The organism is Klenkia brasiliensis (genome assembly GCF_900100695.1).
GTDB classification, from domain to species: Bacteria; Actinomycetota; Actinomycetes; order Mycobacteriales; family Geodermatophilaceae; genus Klenkia; species Klenkia brasiliensis.
Genome location: NZ_FNCF01000002.1, coordinates 676,733 through 694,708, shown reverse-complemented (window position 1 = coordinate 694,708; position 17,976 = coordinate 676,733). Strand labels below are relative to the sequence as shown.

Annotated in this window: 16 protein-coding genes and 4 tRNA genes; 7 read left to right on the top strand and 13 right to left on the bottom strand. The window is 74.9% G+C overall.

The genetic code is table 11. The features are described from left to right. Nucleotides 1–2: 2 nt before the first annotated feature. Together secE and BLT39_RS07725 are read right to left on the bottom strand one after the other, a co-directional pair. Nucleotides 3–590 carry a preprotein translocase subunit SecE gene (secE, locus tag BLT39_RS07730; protein ID WP_091061349.1) on the bottom strand — a complete coding sequence of 196 codons (588 nt, stop codon included), beginning with the start codon at nt 588–590 and terminating at the stop codon, nt 3–5. Nucleotides 591–720: 130 nt separating this feature from the next. Next, nucleotides 721–793: transfer RNA gene (locus tag BLT39_RS07725), tRNA-Trp, on the bottom strand. Between the two features lie 197 nt (nt 794–990). Between BLT39_RS07725 and BLT39_RS07715 the strand changes: the two genes are divergently transcribed. Further along, nucleotides 991–2,220: a pyridoxal phosphate-dependent aminotransferase gene (locus BLT39_RS07715; RefSeq protein ID WP_091061344.1), complete on the top strand. Its 1,230-nt coding sequence runs from the start codon at nt 991–993 to the stop codon at nt 2,218–2,220. Nucleotide 2,221: 1 nt separating this feature from the next. Here the strand turns inward: BLT39_RS07715 and BLT39_RS07710 are convergent, their stop codons facing one another. The 8 genes from BLT39_RS07710 to BLT39_RS07675 form a co-directional block, all read right to left on the bottom strand. Continuing rightward, nucleotides 2,222–2,647 carry a MaoC family dehydratase gene (locus BLT39_RS07710; protein WP_091061342.1) on the bottom strand — a complete coding sequence of 142 codons (426 nt, stop codon included), beginning with the start codon at nt 2,645–2,647 and terminating at the stop codon, nt 2,222–2,224. Beyond that, nucleotides 2,647–3,090 (bottom strand): MaoC family dehydratase N-terminal domain-containing protein, encoded by a 444-nt coding sequence (locus tag BLT39_RS07705; RefSeq protein WP_091061339.1) that lies wholly within the window; start codon nt 3,088–3,090, stop codon nt 2,647–2,649. Before BLT39_RS07705 ends, BLT39_RS07710 begins: the two co-directional genes overlap by 1 nt. A gap of 35 nt (nt 3,091–3,125) precedes the next feature. Beyond that, nucleotides 3,126–3,290, bottom strand: coding sequence for a 50S ribosomal protein L33 (gene rpmG / locus BLT39_RS07700; RefSeq protein ID WP_091061338.1), 165 nt, complete (start codon nt 3,288–3,290; stop codon nt 3,126–3,128). Between the two features lie 88 nt (nt 3,291–3,378). Next, nucleotides 3,379–3,452 (bottom strand) — tRNA-Met (locus tag BLT39_RS07695). 45 nt (nt 3,453–3,497) lie between these two features. Beyond that, nucleotides 3,498–3,570 (bottom strand) — tRNA-Thr (locus BLT39_RS07690). An 89-nt stretch (nt 3,571–3,659) separates the two neighbouring features. Beyond that, nucleotides 3,660–6,083, bottom strand: coding sequence for a putative bifunctional diguanylate cyclase/phosphodiesterase (locus BLT39_RS07685; RefSeq protein WP_242658240.1), 2,424 nt, complete (start codon nt 6,081–6,083; stop codon nt 3,660–3,662). 709 nt (nt 6,084–6,792) lie between these two features. Beyond that, entirely contained in the window at nt 6,793–8,751 is a 1,959-nt protein-coding gene (locus tag BLT39_RS07680; protein ID WP_091061333.1) for a hypothetical protein, read from the bottom strand. Further along, a complete protein-coding gene (locus tag BLT39_RS07675; protein ID WP_091061331.1) occupies nt 8,748–9,029 on the bottom strand; it encodes a hypothetical protein in 282 nt (93 codons plus the stop codon). The genes BLT39_RS07680 and BLT39_RS07675 overlap by 4 nt, the downstream gene beginning before the upstream one ends. Before the next feature lie 109 nt (nt 9,030–9,138). Between BLT39_RS07675 and BLT39_RS07670 the strand changes: the two genes are divergently transcribed. After that, complete coding sequence (locus tag BLT39_RS07670; protein ID WP_242658239.1) at nt 9,139–9,567, top strand: pilus assembly protein TadG-related protein; 429 nt, start codon at nt 9,139–9,141, stop codon at nt 9,565–9,567. 58 nt (nt 9,568–9,625) lie between these two features. Here the strand turns inward: BLT39_RS07670 and BLT39_RS07665 are convergent. Beyond that, nucleotides 9,626–9,707, bottom strand: a tRNA-Tyr gene (locus BLT39_RS07665). Nucleotides 9,708–9,787: 80 nt separating this feature from the next. Between BLT39_RS07665 and BLT39_RS07660 the strand changes: the two genes are divergently transcribed. Next, complete coding sequence (locus BLT39_RS07660; protein WP_091061328.1) at nt 9,788–10,279, top strand: YajQ family cyclic di-GMP-binding protein; 492 nt, start codon at nt 9,788–9,790, stop codon at nt 10,277–10,279. Here BLT39_RS07660 and htpX read toward each other — a convergent pair. After that, on the bottom strand, nt 10,270–11,142 hold the full coding sequence (gene htpX / locus BLT39_RS07655; RefSeq protein WP_091061326.1) for a zinc metalloprotease HtpX: 873 nt from the start codon (nt 11,140–11,142) through the stop codon (nt 10,270–10,272). The two genes, BLT39_RS07660 and htpX, sit on opposite strands and share 10 nt — an antisense overlap. A 109-nt stretch (nt 11,143–11,251) precedes the next feature. On the opposite strand from htpX, the gene BLT39_RS07650 reads away from it, so the two are divergent. The 4 genes from BLT39_RS07650 to BLT39_RS07635 all read left to right on the top strand — a co-directional run bounded on the left by BLT39_RS07650 (nt 11,252) and on the right by BLT39_RS07635 (nt 16,588). Then, nucleotides 11,252–12,070 carry a GAF and ANTAR domain-containing protein gene (locus tag BLT39_RS07650; RefSeq protein WP_091061324.1) on the top strand — a complete coding sequence of 273 codons (819 nt, stop codon included), beginning with the start codon at nt 11,252–11,254 and terminating at the stop codon, nt 12,068–12,070. 96 nt (nt 12,071–12,166) lie between these two features. Further along, on the top strand, nt 12,167–14,104 hold the full coding sequence (locus tag BLT39_RS07645; protein WP_091061322.1) for a 2-oxoacid:acceptor oxidoreductase subunit alpha: 1,938 nt from the start codon (nt 12,167–12,169) through the stop codon (nt 14,102–14,104). Next, a complete protein-coding gene (locus BLT39_RS07640; RefSeq protein WP_242658238.1) occupies nt 14,101–15,216 on the top strand; it encodes a 2-oxoacid:ferredoxin oxidoreductase subunit beta in 1,116 nt (371 codons plus the stop codon). The genes BLT39_RS07645 and BLT39_RS07640 overlap by 4 nt, the downstream gene beginning before the upstream one ends. 40 nt (nt 15,217–15,256) lie before the next feature. Further along, nucleotides 15,257–16,588 (top strand): cytochrome P450, encoded by a 1,332-nt coding sequence (locus BLT39_RS07635; protein ID WP_242658237.1) that lies wholly within the window; start codon nt 15,257–15,259, stop codon nt 16,586–16,588. Here BLT39_RS07635 and BLT39_RS07630 read toward each other — a convergent pair. Next, a complete protein-coding gene (locus BLT39_RS07630) occupies nt 16,578–17,927 on the bottom strand; it encodes an aminotransferase-like domain-containing protein (RefSeq protein WP_091061320.1) in 1,350 nt (449 codons plus the stop codon). The genes BLT39_RS07635 and BLT39_RS07630 overlap by 11 nt on opposite strands. Nucleotides 17,928–17,976: the final 49 nt, after the last annotated feature.

The following is a 17,976-nucleotide window of genomic DNA, read 5'->3' as shown; positions in this document are numbered from 1 at the left end:
GGTCAGCCGAAGACGGCGATGACGCCCTGGGCGAAGAGGATGTCCAGCCCGGCCACCAGCGCCACCATGAAGGCGACGAAGACGATGACGACGGTCGTGTAGGTGATCAGCTCGCGCCGGCCCGGCCAGATGACCTTGCGCAGCTCGGCGACGACCTCGCGGAGGAACCGCCCGATGCTGCGCTTCTCGCGCAGCTCCGCGGCGCGGGCCCGCTCGGCCGCGGCCCGGGTCGGGGTCCGGTCGTCCTTGGCGTCGGCGCTGCGGCCGCCGGGCCGGGTGGTGCGGGCCTCGCTGGCCGGGCGGCCACCGGGGCGGTCGCGACGGCGCACCCGGGGGGCGGCCGGCTCGTCGTCGTCCTCGTCGTCGGCGGTGATGGCGCCCCGCCGGCGGCGGGCGGGCGTGGCGACGACCTTGTCCTCGTCCTCGGCCGCCTCCTGCGCGACCTCGTCCTCGGCGGCCTCGAGCTCGGCGGCGTCGGCGACCCCGGGGGTCTCGGCGTCGATCTGCTCGTCGGTCAGCTCGGCGTCGTCGGCGGGCTCGGACCGGGGACGGCGGCGCGCGTCCTCGGTGCCCGGCTGCTCGTCGCTCACTGCGCCTCGCCTCGTCGTCGGTGTTCGCGGTCTGGGGTGGTGGTCGCTCCACCGTCCCGGCCGGACCGGCCGGGCTTGCTGCGCCGCTCGGTGGCGGGTCGTGCACACCGCCGGCGGGCCGGCGGGCGAGCAGGGGTGACAGGACTTGAACCTGCAGCCTGCGGTTTTGGAGACCGCTGCTCTGCCAATTGAGCTACACCCCTAGGCGGCCACCGGGGCGACCGCCGGGGACCCCGACCTGTCGGTGGCGTGGTCCGACCACTCCATGACCAGCACGGGGTGGTACCGGGGCACGCCGGTGACAGGGTCTGAGAACCCCAGGCGAGAAGTGTACGTGACGGGGTCGGCACCGAGCCAGCACGCCTCCGGGGCAGCCACCCCCGGCTGGCAGGATGGGGCGATGAGCGAGCCGATCGCCGACTCCCCCGCCCAGCGCCGGGTCTCCCGCCGGGTCGCCGCCGTCAGCGGGTCGGCCACGCTGGCGGTCGACGCCCGGGTGAAGGCGCTGCGGGCGGCGGGCCGATCGGTCATCGGCTTCGGCGCGGGCGAGCCCGACTTCCCGACCCCCGACCACGTCGTCGAGGCGGCGGTGCGGGCGGCCCGCGACCCCGCGATGCACCGCTGCTCCCCCACCGGCGGGCTGCCCGCGCTCCGCGAGGCGGTCGCCGCCAAGACGCTGCGCGACTCCGGCGTCCCGGCGTCGGCGGCCGACGTGCTGGTCACCAACGGCGGCAAGCAGGCCGTGCAGGAGGCGCTGGCCACCCTGCTCGACCCCGGCGACGAGGTGCTGCTGCCCGCGCCGTACTGGACGACCTACCCGGAGGCGGTGCGGCTGGCCGGTGGCGTCCCGGTGCCGGTGGTCGCCGACGAGCAGTCGGGCTACCTGGTCTCGGTGCGCCAGCTGGAGGCCGCGCGCACCCCGCGCACCAAGCTGCTGCTGTTCTGCTCCCCGGCCAACCCCACCGGCGCGGTGCACCCCGCCGAGCAGGTCGAGGAGATCGGCCGCTGGGCCCTGGGGACGGGCCTGTGGGTGCTGACCGACGAGATCTACGAGCACCTGGACTACGGCGGGGCGACCGCACCCTCGATGCCGGCCCTGGTGCCCGAGCTGCGCCCGCGCTGCGTGGTGGTGAACGGGGTGGCCAAGACCTACGCGATGACCGGCTGGCGGGTCGGCTGGCTGCTGGGCCCGCCGGACGTCGTCCAGGCCGCGACGGCCCTGCAGTCGCACGCCACGTCGAACGTGGCCAACGTCTCCCAGGCCGCGGCGCTGGCGGCGCTGACCGGTGACCAGTCGACCGTGGCCACCATGCGGGAGGCCTTCGACCGCCGGCGCCGGACCGCCGTCGCCATGCTGCGGGAGATCCCCGGGGTGGCCTGCCCGGAGCCGCAGGGGGCGTTCTACGTCTACCCCTCGGTGCAGGCGCTGCTCGGCCGCGAGATCGCGGGCCGGACGCCGACCACCAGCGCCGAGCTGGCCGAGGTGGTGCTGGAGGCCGCGGAGGTCGCCGTCGTCCCCGGTGAGGCGTTCGGGACGCCGGGCTACCTGCGGCTGTCCTACGCGCTGGCCGACGAGGACCTGGTGGAGGGCATCACCCGCCTGCAGCGCCTGCTGGGCAGCGCCGGCTGAGTCAGAGCTGGACGACGGCCCGGGCCAGCGAGAGCACCTTCTCGCCGCCGCTGGTGACGGTGAGGTCGACCCGGACGCGGTCGTCGTCCAGCAGCGCGGCGACGCGGCCGGCCACGACCACCTCGGCGCCCACGCCGTCGTCGGGGACCACGACCGGGCGGCTGAAGCGCACGGAGTACTCGACCAGCGCGCCGGGGTCGCCGGCCCACGCGGTGACCGCACGGGCGGCGAGGCCGGCGGTGAGCATGCCGTGGGCGATGACGCCGGGCAGGCCGACCTCGGTGGCGACGCGCTCGTTCCAGTGGATGACGTTGAAGTCACCGGAGGCACCGGCGTAGCGGACCAGGTCGGCCCGGGTGACCTGCGAGGTCTGCGCGGGCAGCTCGGTGCCGACCTCGACGTCGGCGCGGCGGACGACGGCGGCCATCAGGCGCCCCGCGCCACGAGCATCGCGCTAGCCCGGCAGACCGGTTCGCCGTCCTCGGTGGCGAGGTCGACGCGCGTGGTGAGCATGTCGTTGCCGGCCACGCTGCGCACGGCCTCGATCGAGGCGGTGGCGACCAGCCGGTCGCCGGCCCGGATGGGGCGGTGGTGCACGAACCGCTGCTCGCCGTGCACCACGCGGCTGTAGTCGATGGCGACGTCGGGATCGGCGAGGACCACCTCTCCCGCCCCCAGGCTCAGCACGATGGCGAACGTGGGCGGGGCGACGACGTCGGGGTGGCCGGCCGCGCGGGCGGCCTCGGGGTCGCGGTAGACCGGGTCGTCGTCACCCAGGGCGCGGGCGAACTCGGCGATCTTCTCGCGCCCCACCTCGTAGACGACGGAGGGCGGGTAGCTGCGCCCGACCAGTCCTGGGTCCAACGCCATGCTCCCGCCCTCCGTCGCTCGAAGACTCGCTGGGGTCAGCGGGTCTCGCGGTGGATCGTGTGCTTCTTGTCCGTGGGGCAGTACTTCTTCAGCTCGAGCCGGTCGGGGTCGTTGCGCCGGTTCTTGCGGGTGATGTAGTTGCGGTTCTTGCACTCCTGGCACGCCAGGGTGATCTTCGGACGGACATCGGTGGCTGCCATGAGCGTTTCCTCGCCTTGCGCTGGGATGACGTGCGCGGGATGGTCCCCCACACGGCGACGGACCCCGGTGACCGGGGTCCGTCAGGAGTAGCGGCGACCGGACTTGAACCGGTGACACAACGATTATGAGCCGTTTGCTCTACCAGGCTGAGCTACGCCGCCGGGATGACCGTGCGGCCCGATCTGTCGACTGGACCGGCTGGTCGGAGCCCCTTTACGGAATCGAACCGTAGACCTTCTCCTTACCATGGAGACGCTCTGCCGACTGAGCTAAAGGGGCCTGCCTGCTTCGCGGGACACACTACCCGGCGCCTCGCGGCGTGGTGCGCGTGCCCCTCTCGGAGCGTGCTCGAGAACCCTAGCAAACGCTCACGAGCGGACGAACAACCGGCGGTGCGGCGCGCCCGGCGCGGCGGACCGGACGCCGGTGCGGGCCAGCAACCAGTTCTCCAGCCGGTCGTCGGGCAGCGGCCGGCTGACCAGGAACCCCTGCAGCTTGTCGCAGCCCATCTCGGCCAGCAGGTCGCGGGTGACCTCGTCCTCGACGCCCTCCGCGACCACCCGCAGGCCCAGGTTGTGGGCCAGCTCGACGATCGAGCGGGCGATGAAGGACTCGCTCTGGCTGGTGGACATGCCCAGCACGAAGGACTTGTCGATCTTCAGCTCGTCGATGGGCAGCTGGCGCAGCTGGGACAGCGAGGAGTAGCCGGTCCCGAAGTCGTCCATCGACAGCCGCAGGCCCAGGGCGTGCAGGTCGGCCAGCACGGTGGAGTTGCGCACCGAGTCGTCCACGACGATGCCCTCGGTCAGCTCCAGCGTGAGCAGGGACCCGGCGACGCCGTGCCGCCGCAGCGCCGCGCGGACGCGGTCGACCAGGTCGGGCTCGGCCAGGCACTTGGCGGAGAGGTTGACCGCGACCGACAGCGCGATGTCCTGGTCCAGCCAGCGCCGGCAGCGCTCCAGAGCGAGGTCCAGGACGTAGTCGGTGACCGCGCCGATCCGGCCGATCTGCTCGGCCAGGCCGATGAAGTCGTCGGGGGGCACGTTGCCGTAGCGGGGGTGCGCCCACCGGACCAGCGTCTCCACCGACACGATGTCCGAGGTCCGGGTGTCCACGATCGGCTGGAACACCACGGTGATCTGCTTCTCGGCCATCGCGGTCTCGAGCTCGGTGCCCAGCTGCAGGCGGCGCAGGCTCTGCTGGTCCAGGACCGGGTGGTAGCTGGCCACCCCACCGGAGCTGTGGCCGGCCAGCAGGGCCACGTCGGCGCGCTGCATGAGCGTGCCGGAGGTGTCCCCGTGCACCGGTGCGGCGGCGACGCCGAAGGTGAGCAGGACGTCGAGGTCCAGCCCGGCCACCCGGGCCCGGGTGGCGGCCGCGTCGCGCAGCCGGCGGGCGGCCCGCTCGGTCGCCGGCAGGCTCAGCCCGGGCAGCAGGACGGCGAACTGGCCGCCCTCCATCCGGGCGACCAGGGCGCTGGGCGGCGCGTGCTCGCGCAGCAGGCCGGCGGTGACCAGCAGCAGCTCGTCGCTGGCCGCGTGGCCGAGGGTGTCGGTGACGTCGGTGTAGTTGTCCAGCGACGCGAAGACCAGGCCGGCCCGGACCTCGCCGGGCTCGGTGGACAGCAGGGCGTCGATCTCCACGGCCAGGCGCTGCCGGTTGGGCAGCCCGGTCAGCGCGTCGTGGTCGGCGTCGTAGCGGATGCGGGTGAGCAGCTGCTGCTGCCGGATGGCTGCGTTGACGTGGGTCAGCATGGAGTCCAGGGCGGCCCGGTCGCCGGACTCGAAGGAGACGACGTCGCTCTGCCGGTCGCAGACCTCCAGGTACCCGTACTCGCCCGCTGCGGTCACGATCGGTGCACCCAGCACCTCCGACGCCTGACGGCGCTGGAGTGCGGCGGCCTCCTCGCCCGAGGCCCTGGGAGTACCCACGAGCACCGGCCCGCCACCGCGTGGGTCCACGGCGCGCCGGCGTATCAGGTCATCGGGGTCGCTGGGGCCCTCGTACCAGGGCTCGGCTTCCCCGGCCCGGGCGACGACGAGCCGGGGCTCCTCGTCGAGGTAGGGCGGCAACCACAGCGCGACGCGGTCGGCGTTGAGGAGCTCGCGCACGGCCGACGCGATCTGTCGAAGACCCGCTTCGTCCGGGGAGACCTCCTCGACCCGGCGGGCGAAGTCGTACACCTGCTCCACGCGCCGGCGGTCGCGGTTGGTCCGAGCCGTCTGACGGAAGAAGAGCAGCACTGCCACGACGAGGGGGACGACGATCACCAGGGCCCACGCCGTGAGGTCGAGCAGCAGGAGGATGGTGACCCCGACACCCGTGCCGAGCATGGGGAGCAGGAGGTTGGGTCCGAGGGTCGCCCGCCAGTAGTCCCGGCCGGGAGGTCCAGCAGTGATGGCGATGGCGACAGCCACCATGCACGTGCTGACGCCGGCCGACGCGAGCAGGGCCAGGAGCAGTACGACCCAGGTGGTCGGCCGCTCGATCCTGACCGGTTCGGCCCAGCTCAGCACGAGGCCTGCGACGGCGACCTCGAGCATCGTGACGGCGAGGTTGAAGACGACCTTGTTGAGCGCGTAGCGCTCGTGGCCGAGGGCCAGGAGCAGGGCGACCGACCGCGCCACGACGGTCCAGAACGGCCCGATCTCGACCAGCCCCACCACCATCACGAGGTCACCGAAGGAGAAGGTCCAGGTCTGCCGCCCGCGTTCGACGTGGAGGGGCACGAGGTCGGCGACCAGCGCCCCGACGAGGACGGCGCAGACCGCCCACCAGCTCGCGGGGTGCACCGAGTCCCGGATTGCGGGCACACCTACCGCGGCGGCCGTGACCACCGCGAATGCGGTGGGCGTCCACGGTCGCCGTAGCAGTGCTGTCACCCGTGTCACCACAGGCATCGGGGGCTCGGCCAACGTCACCCTGTTCCCTCGGCAGCGGCGTCGGCGCGAGGCTAACAGTGAGTGACGGTCCGGGAAGAGCGATCTCACCCGGGCGGGGCAGCCCGAGGAACAGCTACCCCGCCGTCACACCCCGTGCGGGCCGCTCAGGTCCACTTGTTGGTGCGGGTCCACTTGTTCGTCCGCGTCCACTTGTTGGTGCGGGTCCACTTGTTCGTGCGCAGCGTGCTGGACATGACGCCTCCTCAGGCATGGATGGACTGCTCGAATGCGGCAGCCGCCCACGCGGGGGCAGAGCAAGGTCGGCACGGACCGCTGCGAGGAGCGTCGCGACCGGTCACCCGTCCGGGCAAGTCGTCGACAGCACGACCGGGTGACCTGTGGTCGCGTCGCTACTCTGCGTCGAAGCTTAACGACCTCAAGTCACTGATCCGGGTGACATCCGGCCGTGTCGTGGCGTGTCGCTCCCAGCCGGCACCGCAGCCGACCACGCGACCGCCGCCCTCCTCCCCACCGACACGCCACGTCAGGCGCAGTCCTCGCGGGACCGGCCCGCCCGCGGACGTGTCGTGACCCTCCGGATGCGGGCACGCGCGGTCGGTCAGAGCAGCCGGGCCACGGGTGAGCCGCCCCGCCGGAGCTCGCCGAGCGGGGACAGCACGTCGGGCGGGGCCAGGGCCTCGACGGGCAGCGGCGCGGGCAACCGCAGCGCACGCAGGACCTGCTCGTAGGCCAGACCCGCACCCCCGGGGCGCCCCGCGAGCCGCACGGCTGCGGCCGACGCACCACCGGGGCCGAGCAGCGACGGGGCCGCCGGCCGGTCGGGGACCCCGAAGCCCGCGCGGCCGAGCACGGTGTCGACGGCGGACCCCAGCACCATCACCGGCTCCCCCGGCACCAGCGAGAAGGCGAGCTCGGCCTCCGTCCGGAGGAACTGCTCGTCCACGGCCCCGGCGTCGGCCCGGGCGCAGCCCACCAGGTGCGCCACGGTCGAGGCGTGGTCCCGCACGGCGGTGAACGCCCCCGCCAGCACCGCACCGTCGACCCCGGCCGGCGGCGCGACCGCCAGCGCCTCCACCACCGGCACCACCACCCGCGCGGCCGGCACCTCCGCCAGCAGCACCGCGGCACCGGCCAGCACGGCCGCCGCGCCGGGCGCCGCGGGGTCGGCCAACCGGGAGACCAGCAGGTCGGGGTGGGCCGCCACCACCGCCGCGAGCGCGGGCGCGGCCCGCGACCAGGTGCCCGGGAGCGCGGTCACGACGTGCTCGGCCCCGGGGACCAACGGGGCACCCACCGAGGTGAGCGCTGCGGTGGCGACCACCGGGCCGGACCCGCCCCGGGCGGCCAGCGCCACCAGCTCGGCGAGCGCCGCGCCGTCGTCTGACCAGGTGCGCGACAGCAGCGCCGACCACGCGGCGGGGGTGTCGAGCAGCCCCGCCGCGACCTCGGGGTGCCCGGACGCCAGCACCGACCCCACGACGACCGCGACCGGGTCGGCGGCCCCGCTCGCCGTGCGGTCCACCGCACGCTGCCCCTGCTCCCGCTCGCGGGCCAGCAGGGACGGCAGCCAGCGCGCGGCCAGGGCCGCTCCCCCGCCGGCCGCGACCACCGCCCCCGTGCCGAGCGCGACCTGGTCGGGGACGCCGTCGGGGTCCAGCGGGTCCAGCACCGCGGAGAGCAGCCCGGGAGCACGCGTCGGCGAGGACGCGGCAGCGGTGAGCGCCACGGCGAGCCCGCGGGCGACGCCGTCGTCGGAGCCGGCCAGCAGGAGCAGCTGCTGCAGCCCCGGCCCGCCGAGCCGCTCCACCACGGCACCGGCCACCAGCGGGTCGGCGAGCAGCCCGGCGTGCTGCTCGAGGACCGCCCGCACCTGGCCGGTGCCCGTCGCCGCCGTCAGCTCGTCGGCGATGCCGGTGCCGAGCCCGGCGCGGACGGACGCGCCGTGCCCCGGCAGCAGCAGCGCCAGGTGCAGCCGGACCGCGTCGGCGGCCGGGCCCCCGCCGCGGACCCCGCCGGCGCCGAGGTCGGCCGCGGCGGCGAGCAGCACGGTGGCCGCGGCGGCGCCGTCCTCGCCGACGGAGGCCAGCAGTGCGGCGTGCTCCGCGGCGCGGTCGGCGTCGGCGGCGGCGACCTCGGCGACCAGCGCGGCGGCGACCGGGTCCTCGGTGACCGAGGACAGCTGCGCGGCCGGGTCGACGCGGGTGGCCAGCCGCAGCTGGGCGTCGGCGAAGGCCGCGTCCTGCCGGTCGCGCAGCACCGCGGTGCGCGCCCGCGCGGCCGCCACGGTGTCCCGGTGGCGGGCCAGGGCGCCGAGCGCCCTGGTGACCGCGTCCTGCACCGCACCCACGACCTGGCGGGTCGCCCCCACCTCCGCGGCCGCGGCGGCCGAGTCCGCCCCCAGCCACCCCGGGGCGCGGGCCGCCGGGCCGGCCAGGTGCGCCTCGAGCAGCCCGAGGACGAACCCGGCCCCGGCCAGGCCGTCGACCGCGGCGGCCAGGGCACCGGGGTCGCCCTCGGGGTCGGGGAGCGGGACCGGCGGCGGGAGGACGGTGCTCACCGGGCGGCGACCGACCCGCGCGGGGCCAGCAGCGACCCGTCGAGGCCTGCCCAGGCGTCGGCGACCGCCCCGACGGTGGACCCCAGCCAGTGCAGCTCCCCGGCCAGGTGGGCACCGGCGGCCCCCACGGCCTCGACCAGCACCACCAGGGCGGGCTGCACGGGCCCGCCGACCGCGGCACCCGGCAACCGCGCCGGGACCTCGGCCGCGGTGTCGGCGCACCCGTGCAGGGCGGCGGCGAGGCCGTACAGCTCCGCCGGCGGCACCTGGATCGTCATGCCGGGAGTGTGCGGGGCTCAGCCGACCCGGCCGGGGAGTTGTCCACAGGGGTGCCCGCCGTCCACAGCAGCCCCCCGGTCGGGCCGCCGGGCACCTACAGTTCCGCCGGTGAGCAGGCCGTGGACCGGGTCGGAGGAGGGCTCCAGCCTGCCCTTCGTCCTGGTCTGCTGGCTGGTGGCGGCCCTCATGGCCCTCGGCGCGGTCGCGGCGTCGGACGCCTTCCTGGAGCAGCAGCGGGTGCAGTCGGCCTGCGACGGCGCCGCGCTCGCCGCGGCCAACCAGACCGGTGGCGGCGCGGTCTACTCCCGCGGGGTCGCCGGCTACCTGCCGCTGGACCAGGCCTCCGCCGAGGTGGCGGTGGCCGACCAGCTCGCCGACGGGGGCACCCGGCTCGATGCCTGGTCGGTGGCCGTCGACGGCGTGGAGGCCACCGTGACCTGCACCCGGGCGGTGCCGATCGCCTTCGGGTGGCTGTTCCTCGGCGGCCGGCCGCTCGAGCGCACCGCGGTGGCCAGCGCCCGCGCCCCCACCGCCTGAGCGGGTGGGGGACGACGACGGCCCCCGACCGGGAGGTCGGGGGCCGTCGCACCAGGCGTGGCGGGTGAAGGATTCGAACCTTCGTAGGCTAAGCCGACGGATTTACAGTCCGCTCCCATTGGCCACTCGGGCAACCCGCCGTGTGCTGTGGTGCCCGACGAGCGTACAAGACCGGCGCAGCCGCCCCACCGGGTGGCTCGCCGACGAGAGGAGAACCGACATGGCAGACGCGTCGTTCGACGTGGTGAGCAAGGTCGACCGCCAGGAGGTCGACAACGCGCTGAACCAGGCCGGCAAGGAGCTGTCCCAGCGGTTCGACTTCCGGGGCACCAACGCCGCCATCGCCTGGGCCGGCGAGGAGGGGGTCACCCTGACCGCCGACACCGAGGAGCGGGTGACCGCGGCGCTGGAGGTGTTCAAGGAGAAGCTGGTCAAGCGGGGCATCTCGATGAAGGCGCTGGACGCCGGCGAGCCGCAGGCGTCGGGCAAGACCTACAAGATCTCCGCGACCATCCAGCAGGGCATCGCCTCGGACAAGGCCAAGCAGATCGCCAAGGCCATCCGCGACGAGGGGCCCAAGGGCGTGCAGGCGCAGATCCAGGGCGACCAGCTGCGGGTCAGCGGCAAGAAGCGCGACGACCTGCAGGCGGTCCAGCAGCTGCTCAAGAGCAAGGACTTCGAGATCGCCCTGCAGTTCGACAACTACCGCTGACCGGACTCCCGGGCCAGCTGCTCCAGCCGGGCGATGCGCTCGGCCATCGGGGGGTGGGTGGCGAACATCGACGCCATGCCCGCCCCCCGGAAGGGGTTGGCGATCATCAGGTGGCTCTGGGTCACCAGCCGCTGGTCCTGGGGCAGCGGCCGGGCGGCCACCCCCCGCTCCAGCTTGCGCAGCGCCGACGCCAGGGCCAGCGGGTCGTGCGAGAGCTGCGCGCCGGACGCGTCGGCCTGGTACTCCCGGCTGCGGCTGACCGCCATCTGCACCAGCCCCGCGGCCAGCGGGCCGAGCAGCACGAGCAGCAGCCCGCCCAGGGCGTTGCCGCCGCCCCGCTCGTCGCGGCCGCCGAACAGGCTGGAGAACATCGTCAGCTGCGCCACGAAGGTGATCGCGGTGGCCATGGCGCCGGCCACGGAGCTGATCAGGATGTCGCGGTTGTAGACGTGGGACAGCTCGTGGGCGAGCACGCCGCGCAGCTCGCGGCGGTCCAGCAGCTCGAGGATGCCCTGGGTGCAGCACACCGCGGCGTTGCGCGGGTTGCGGCCGGTGGCGAAGGCGTTGGGCTGGTCGGTGGGGCTCACGTACAGCCGCGGCATCGGCTGGCGGGCCCCGGTCGCCAGCTCCCGGACGATCGCGTACATCTGCGGGGCCTGGGTCTCGGTGACCGGGAACGCCCGCATCGAGCGCAGCGCCAGCTTGTCGCTGTTGAAGTACGCGTAGCCGTTGATGCCCAGCGCCACGACCAGGGCGACGGCCAGCCCGCCGCGCCCGCCCAGCAGGGCACCGACGGCCAGGATCATCCCGGCCATGAGGCCGAGCAGCAGCGCGGTCCGGAGACCGTTGTTCCAGCGGTGCACGCCCGGGACAACGTGGTGGAGCGGGACGCCGTTCCCCCGTGGCGCGGGCCGGCCGCCCGGGCGCCGGCGGGAGGTTTGCCGGGGCGGTCGGTGAGCAACTGGTAGGCCCATGAGCACCGACACGGACACCGGTGAGCAGGAGCGCGTCGGCGCCCTCGGCGCCGACGACCTGAACCGGGCCTCCGGCCGGGGGACCCGCGAGCTGGTGACCCAGGTGGCCGCGGAGCGGCCGACCGCCGTGGGTCTGGTGGTCGATGCGCTGACCGGGCCCGACGCCCACGGCCGCGACGTCACCGAGCTGCTGCAGCTGGTCGCTCGCACGGCCAAGGCCACCATCGACGACTGCGACTCCGCGGGCGTCACCGTCGTGCAGGAGGGCACCCCGTTCAGCTCGGCCTGGACCGACGAGCGCACCCTCGCCGTCGACCGGGACCAGTACGACGTGGACGACGGCCCGTGCCTGCACGCCGTCCGCACCGGGTCCTGCGTCCGGGTGACCGTCGCCGAGGCCGGCGAGCTGTGGCCGGACTTCACGCGCGCGGCCACCGCCGACGGCGTGCTGGCCTTCCTCGCCTGCCCGCTGGTGGTCGACGGTGCCCGGTTCGGCGCACTGAACCTCTACAGCCGTTCCCTCGACGGGTTCAGCGACGACGACGAGGCCATGGCCACCCTCATCGCGCGGATCGCCAGCGGCCTGGTCGCCGGCCAGCAGCGCCAGCACCGCTCGGCCACGCTGATCTCCCAGCTGGAGGAGGCGATCGCCTCGCGCGCGGTCATCGAGCAGGCCAAGGGGGCGATCGCCGTCGTCCGGCAGATCTCCCCCGACGACGCCTTCGGGATCCTGCGCACCGTCAGCCAGGACACCAACGTCAAGCTGCGCGAGGTGGCCGCCCGGACCCTGCGGGAGTTCGGGGCCCTCCTGGGCTGAGCGGCGGGGGCGACGTGTGCTCGCTCACCCTCGCCCGCTGGCGGCCCGGCCGACCGTCACGGGAACGTAATCTCGGCCGGTGGAGGTACTTCCCTGATGACTGGCACCACCTCGCAGACCACCCCCGAGGCACAGGCCTCGGCGCCCGGGGGTCTCGTCAAGGACGTCGTGACGCTGGACCGCGTCGTCATCCGCCTGGCCGGTGACTCCGGCGACGGCATGCAGCTGACCGGCAACCGGTTCACCAGCGAGACCGCGTCGCTGGGCAACGACGTCTCCACGCTGCCGAACTTCCCGGCCGAGATCCGGGCACCCACGGGGACCCTGCCGGGCGTCTCCAGCTTCCAGCTGCACTTCGCCGACCACGACATCATGACCCCCGGGGACGCCCCCGACGTGCTGGTCGCGATGAACCCGGCCGCGCTGAAGGCCAACCTGGCCGACCTGCCCGGCGGTGGCCTGCTGATCGTGGACTCCGACGAGTTCACCGCGCGCAACCTGGCCAAGGTCGGCTACGCGGAGAACCCGCTCGAGGACGGCTCGCTGGAGGGCTGGCAGCTGGTCAGCGTGCCGCTGACCTCGATGACCACCGATGCGCTCGCCGACTCGGGCCTGGGCAAGAAGGAGGCCGAGCGCAGCAAGAACATGTTCACCCTCGGCCTGCTGTCGTGGATGTATCACCGGCCGACCGAGGGCACGATCCGCTTCCTGGAGCGCCAGTTCCGCCGCAAGCCGGAGATCGCCGCGGCCAACATCGCCGCCTTCCGCGCCGGGTTCAACTACGGCGAGACCACCGAGGCGTTCGCTGTCTCCTACGAGATCAAGCCCGCCCCGATGGCGCCGGGCACCTACCGCAACATCTCCGGCAACCAGGCGCTGGCCTACGGCCTGGTCGCGGCCGGCGTCCGGTCCGGGCTGCCGGTGTTCCTGGGCGCGTACCCGATCACCCCGGCCTCGGACGTGCTGCACGAGCTGAGCAAGCACAAGGCCTTCGGGGTGCGGACCTACCAGGCCGAGGACGAGATCGCCGGCATCGGTGCCGCGCTGGGCGCCAGCTTCGGCGGCGCGCTCGGCGTGACGACGACGTCGGGGCCCGGGGTGGCGCTGAAGTCCGAGACCGTGGGGCTGGCGGTGATGACCGAGTTGCCGCTGGTCATCGTGGACGTGCAGCGCGGCGGGCCCTCCACCGGTCTGCCCACCAAGACCGAGCAGTCGGACCTGCTGCAGGCGATGTTCGGCCGCAACGGCGAGGCCCCCGTGCCGGTCGTGGCCCCCCGCTCGCCGGCGGACTGCTTCGACGCCGCGATCGAGGCCGCGCGGATCGCGCTGACCTACCGCACCCCGGTCTTCCTGCTCTCCGACGGCTACCTGGCCAACGGCGCCGAGCCGTGGTCGGTCCCCGACACCGACTCGCTGCCCGACCTGCGGGTGGAGTTCGCGACCGAGCCCAACGGCACCGACGCCGCCGGCGACCCGGTCTTCCTGCCCTACCTGCGCGACCCGGAGACGCTGGCCCGGCCGTGGGCGGTGCCCGGCACCAAGGCGCTGCAGCACCGCATCGGCGGGCTGGAGAAGGCCGACGGCACCGGCAACATCTCCTACGACCCGGCCAACCACGACCACATGACCCGGATTCGCCAGGCCAAGGTCGACGGCATCGCCGCGTCCCTGCCGCCCACCGAGGTCGACGACCCCGACGGCGACGCGAAGGTCCTGGTCATCGGCTGGGGCTCCACCTACGGGCCGATCGGGGCCGCCTGCCGGCGGATCCGCCGCTCGGGCCGGTCCATCGCGCAGGTGCACCTGCGCCACGTCAACCCGCTGCCGGCCGACCTGGGCGACATCATCCGGTCCTACGACCGCGTGGTGTGCCCGGAGATGAACCTCGGCCAGCTGTCCCTGCTGCTGCGCGCCGAGTACCTCGTCGACGTGCAGAGCCACACCCAGGTGCGCGGGCTGCCCTTCCGGGCCGCCGAGCTCGCCGCCGTCCTCCAGGACGTCATCGACAGCACCGGACCGGAGGTCCAGTCGTGACCACCTCACCCATCGACGAGCACGTCCACGAGCTGGGCATGCCCGCCTTCGACCAGCGGATCGCCGACGCCGTCGCGCGGTCGGTCGAGCTCGGCGGGGACAAGCAGACCTCGCTCAAGGCCAAGGACCTCAAGACCGACCAGGAGGTGCGCTGGTGCCCCGGCTGCGGGGACTACGTGATCCTCAACGCCGTCCAGTCGTTCCTGCCCAGCCTCGGCATCGCCCGCGAGGACATGGTCATCGTGTCCGGGATCGGGTGCTCCTCGCGCTTCCCGTACTACATGAACACCTACGGGATGCACTCCATCCACGGCCGCGCGCCGGCCATCGCCACCGGCCTGGCCGCCTCCCGGCCGGACCTGTCGGTGTGGGTGGTGACCGGGGACGGCGACGCGCTGTCCATCGGCGGCAACCACCTGATCCACACGCTGCGCCGCAACGTGAACCTGACGATCCTGCTGTTCAACAACCGGATCTACGGGCTCACCAAGGGGCAGTACTCCCCCACCTCCGAGCTGGGCAAGGTCACCAAGAGCACCCCGATGGGGTCGCTGGACCACCCGTTCAACCCGGTCAGCCTCGCCCTGGGCGCCGACGCCACCTTCGTCGGGCGGGCGATGGACTCCGACCGCAAGGGCCTCACCGACGTGCTGCGGCAGGCCGCCGAGCACCAGGGCACCGCGCTGGTGGAGATCTACCAGAACTGCAACATCTTCAACGACGGCGCCTTCGAGCTGCTCAAGGACCCGTTGACCGGTACGCAGTGGTCGATCCCGCTGGTGCACGGCGAGAAGATCGTGTTCGGCCCGGACGGCGCCTCCTGCGTGGTGGCCGACGGCTGGGGCGGGTTGCGGGTCGCCGAGACCAACTCCGTCGACGAGGCCGACATCGTGGTGCACGACGCGCACCGCGAGGACCCGGCCTACGCGTTCGCGCTGTCCCGGCTGTCCAGCCAGGACCTGCGGTACACCCCGATGGGCGTGTTCCGCTCGGTCGCCAAGCCCACCTACGACGCGATGATGACCGACCAGCTCACCGAGGCCCGGTCGGGCGGGGCGGGTGACCTCGACCGCTTGCTCCACGGCTCCGACACGTGGACAGTGGAGGCGTGACTCGCAGACACACCTATCTCCCCGCCGGGTACAGGCACCGGTGAGCACCGGGCACGACACCGTCGTCGCGCCCGCCGCCGCGCCGCGGACGGCGACCGGCCGGCTGGTCGAGGACGTCGTCCTCGGTGCCCGGATCGGCGCCATGCGCGCCGGCGGGTACGTGCTGGCGCTGCGGGGTGACCGGGTGGCCCGCCTGCTGCACAAGCCGTGGCGGCTGGACCCCTACCCCGTCTACGCCGAGCTGCGGGCGGCGCAGCGCACCACCGGCCCGGCCCGCAGCCGGACCGGGCTGACCGCCGCGGCCACCCACGCGTCCGTGGAGGCGGTGCTGCGCGACCGGCGGCTGGGTGTGCGGCTCTCCGACGGCGCCAGCCGGCTGGGCGAGGGCGACGGCCCGTCGCTGATGGAGCCGGTGGACCTGTCCCTGCTCACCCTGGACCCGCCCGACCACACCCGGCTGCGGCGGCTGGCCCAGCCGGCCTTCGCCCCCCGCCGGCTGGCCCACTACCGCGAGGTCGCCGAGCGCGTGACCGCGGAGCTGCTGGACGCCGCCCTCGCCCGCGGCGGCCCGTTCGACCTGGTCACCGAGCTGGCCTCGCCGCTGCCGATCAAGGTCATCTCGGCGCTGCTGGACGTGCCCGACGTGGACAGCGCCCGGTTCGCCCGCTGGGGCCTGGCCCTGGGGACGTCGCTGGACGGCGTCCGGTCGCCCTCCCACGTCCGGGAGCTGACCCGGGCCACCGAGGACCTGCGGGTGCTGTTCGGGGAGCTGCTGGAGCAGCGCCGGGCGCACCCGGGCGAGGACGTCATCTCCACCCTCGCCGGGGCCGTCGAGGGCGGCACGGCCACGCCCGACGAGGTGCTGGCGCTGGCCCAGCTGCTGCTGGTCGCCGGGTTCGAGACCACCACCAACCTGATCGGCAACGCCGTGCAGGCGATGCACCGCACGCCCGGGCAGTGGGCGGCCCTGGTGGCCGACCCGTCGCTGGCGGCCGCCGCGGTCGAGGAGACGCTGCGCTACGACCCGCCGGTGCAGCTGACCGCGCGGTTCGCCCACGAGGACGTCGAGGTCGGTGGCCTGCGGCTGCGCCGGGACAGCGGCGTGCTGGTGCTGCTGGCCAGCGCCAACCGCGACCCCGACGTGCACCCCGACCCCGACCGGTTCGACCTGCACCGCGAGCAGACCGCGCCGCACCTGGCGTTCTCCGGCGGGGCGCACTACTGCCTCGGCGCACCGCTGGCCCGGCTGGAGGGCGAGGTGGCGCTGCGGCTGCTGGCCGAGCGCGCGCCGCGGCTGCGGCCGGCCGGGAACCCGGTGCCGCGGGTGGCCACCGTGCTGCGCGGCCCGCTGCACCTGCCCGTCACCGCCTGACGCCGGCCAGCACCTCGCCCAGCACGGCGAGCGCGGGGCCCAGGTCGGCGCGGGGCGGTGCGGCCCAGCCGACCACCAGCCCGGCCCGGTGGTCGGCGAGGGCCTGCTCGGCGAGCGAGCCCACCGCGACGCCCCGCGCCGCCAGCGCACCCACCGCGGCGGCCTCGGTGCCGCGGTCGGGCAGCGGGACCACGAGGTGCGCGCCGGCGGCGTCCCCGACGCTGGCGTGGCCGGCCGCGGCCACCGCGTCGCGGACCAGCCCGCGGCGGTCGGCCAGTTCGCGGCGCAGCCGGCGCAGGTGCCGGGCCAGGTCGCCGGAGCCCGCCAGCGCGGTGAACACCCGCTGCCCGGCGCGGCCGGGGCGCAGGCCGGTGGCCGTGCGCCGCTCGAGCAGGCGCCCGCGCAGGTCGGCCGGGGCGACCACCCACCCGAGGCCGAGGGTGGGCGTGAGCACCTTGGACGCCGTCCCCAGGTGCACGACGACGTCGGGGGCGAGCGCGGCCAGCAGCGGCAGCGGCGCCACGTCGTAGCGGAGCTCGCCGTCGTAGTCGTCCTCCCAGACGCAGAACCCCTCGGCGCGGGCCCGCCCGACCAGCGCGGTGCGGCGGCCTGCCGGGAGCCGGCCGCCGAGGGGGAACTGGTGGGCCGGGGTGCAGTAGACCGCGTCCAGCCCCCGCGGGACGGCGTCGACGACCAGGCCGTCGTCGTCCACCGGCAGCGGCACCACCTCGACCCCGGCGGCCCGCAGCGCGCCGACCGCGCGGCGGTAGCCGGGGTCCTCCACCCCGACCCGGGCGCCGGGGCGCAGCAGACCGGCCAGCTCGGCGACCGCGGCCGAGGTGCCGGCGGCGGCGAGCACGTCCGCGGGGTCGGCGGGCAGGCCGCGGTGGCGCAGCAGGTGCTCGACGACCGCGGCGCGGAAGGCGGGGTCCCCGGCAGGGTCGTACCCGACGTCGGCGGGCCGGTCGCCGGCGGCCCGCCAGGCCCGCCGCCAGGCCGCGGGGTCCAGCACCTCGGTGCAGGGCGCCCCCGGGCGCAGGTCCACCCCGGGGGCCGCCTCCGCGGGGGCACGTCCGGCCACCGGGGCGGCCGGCACGGCGGCGCCCACGACGAAGGTGCCCACCCCCCGCCGTCCGGTCACCCAGCCCTCGGCCAGCAGCTGGTCGTAGGCCGCCGCGGTGACGGTCCGGCTCACCCCGAGGGCGCGGGCCAGGTCGCGGGTGGAGGGCAGCCGGTCCCCGGGGCGCAGCCCGGCGGCGCCGCGCAGCCCGTCGGCCAGCTGCACGGCCAACGGCACCCGCGAGGTGCGGTCCAGGACGACGGGCGGGGTGTCGGTCACCGGTGGCCTCCCGGAACGGGTGCGGATTGGCTCTCGGAGGATGCCACGA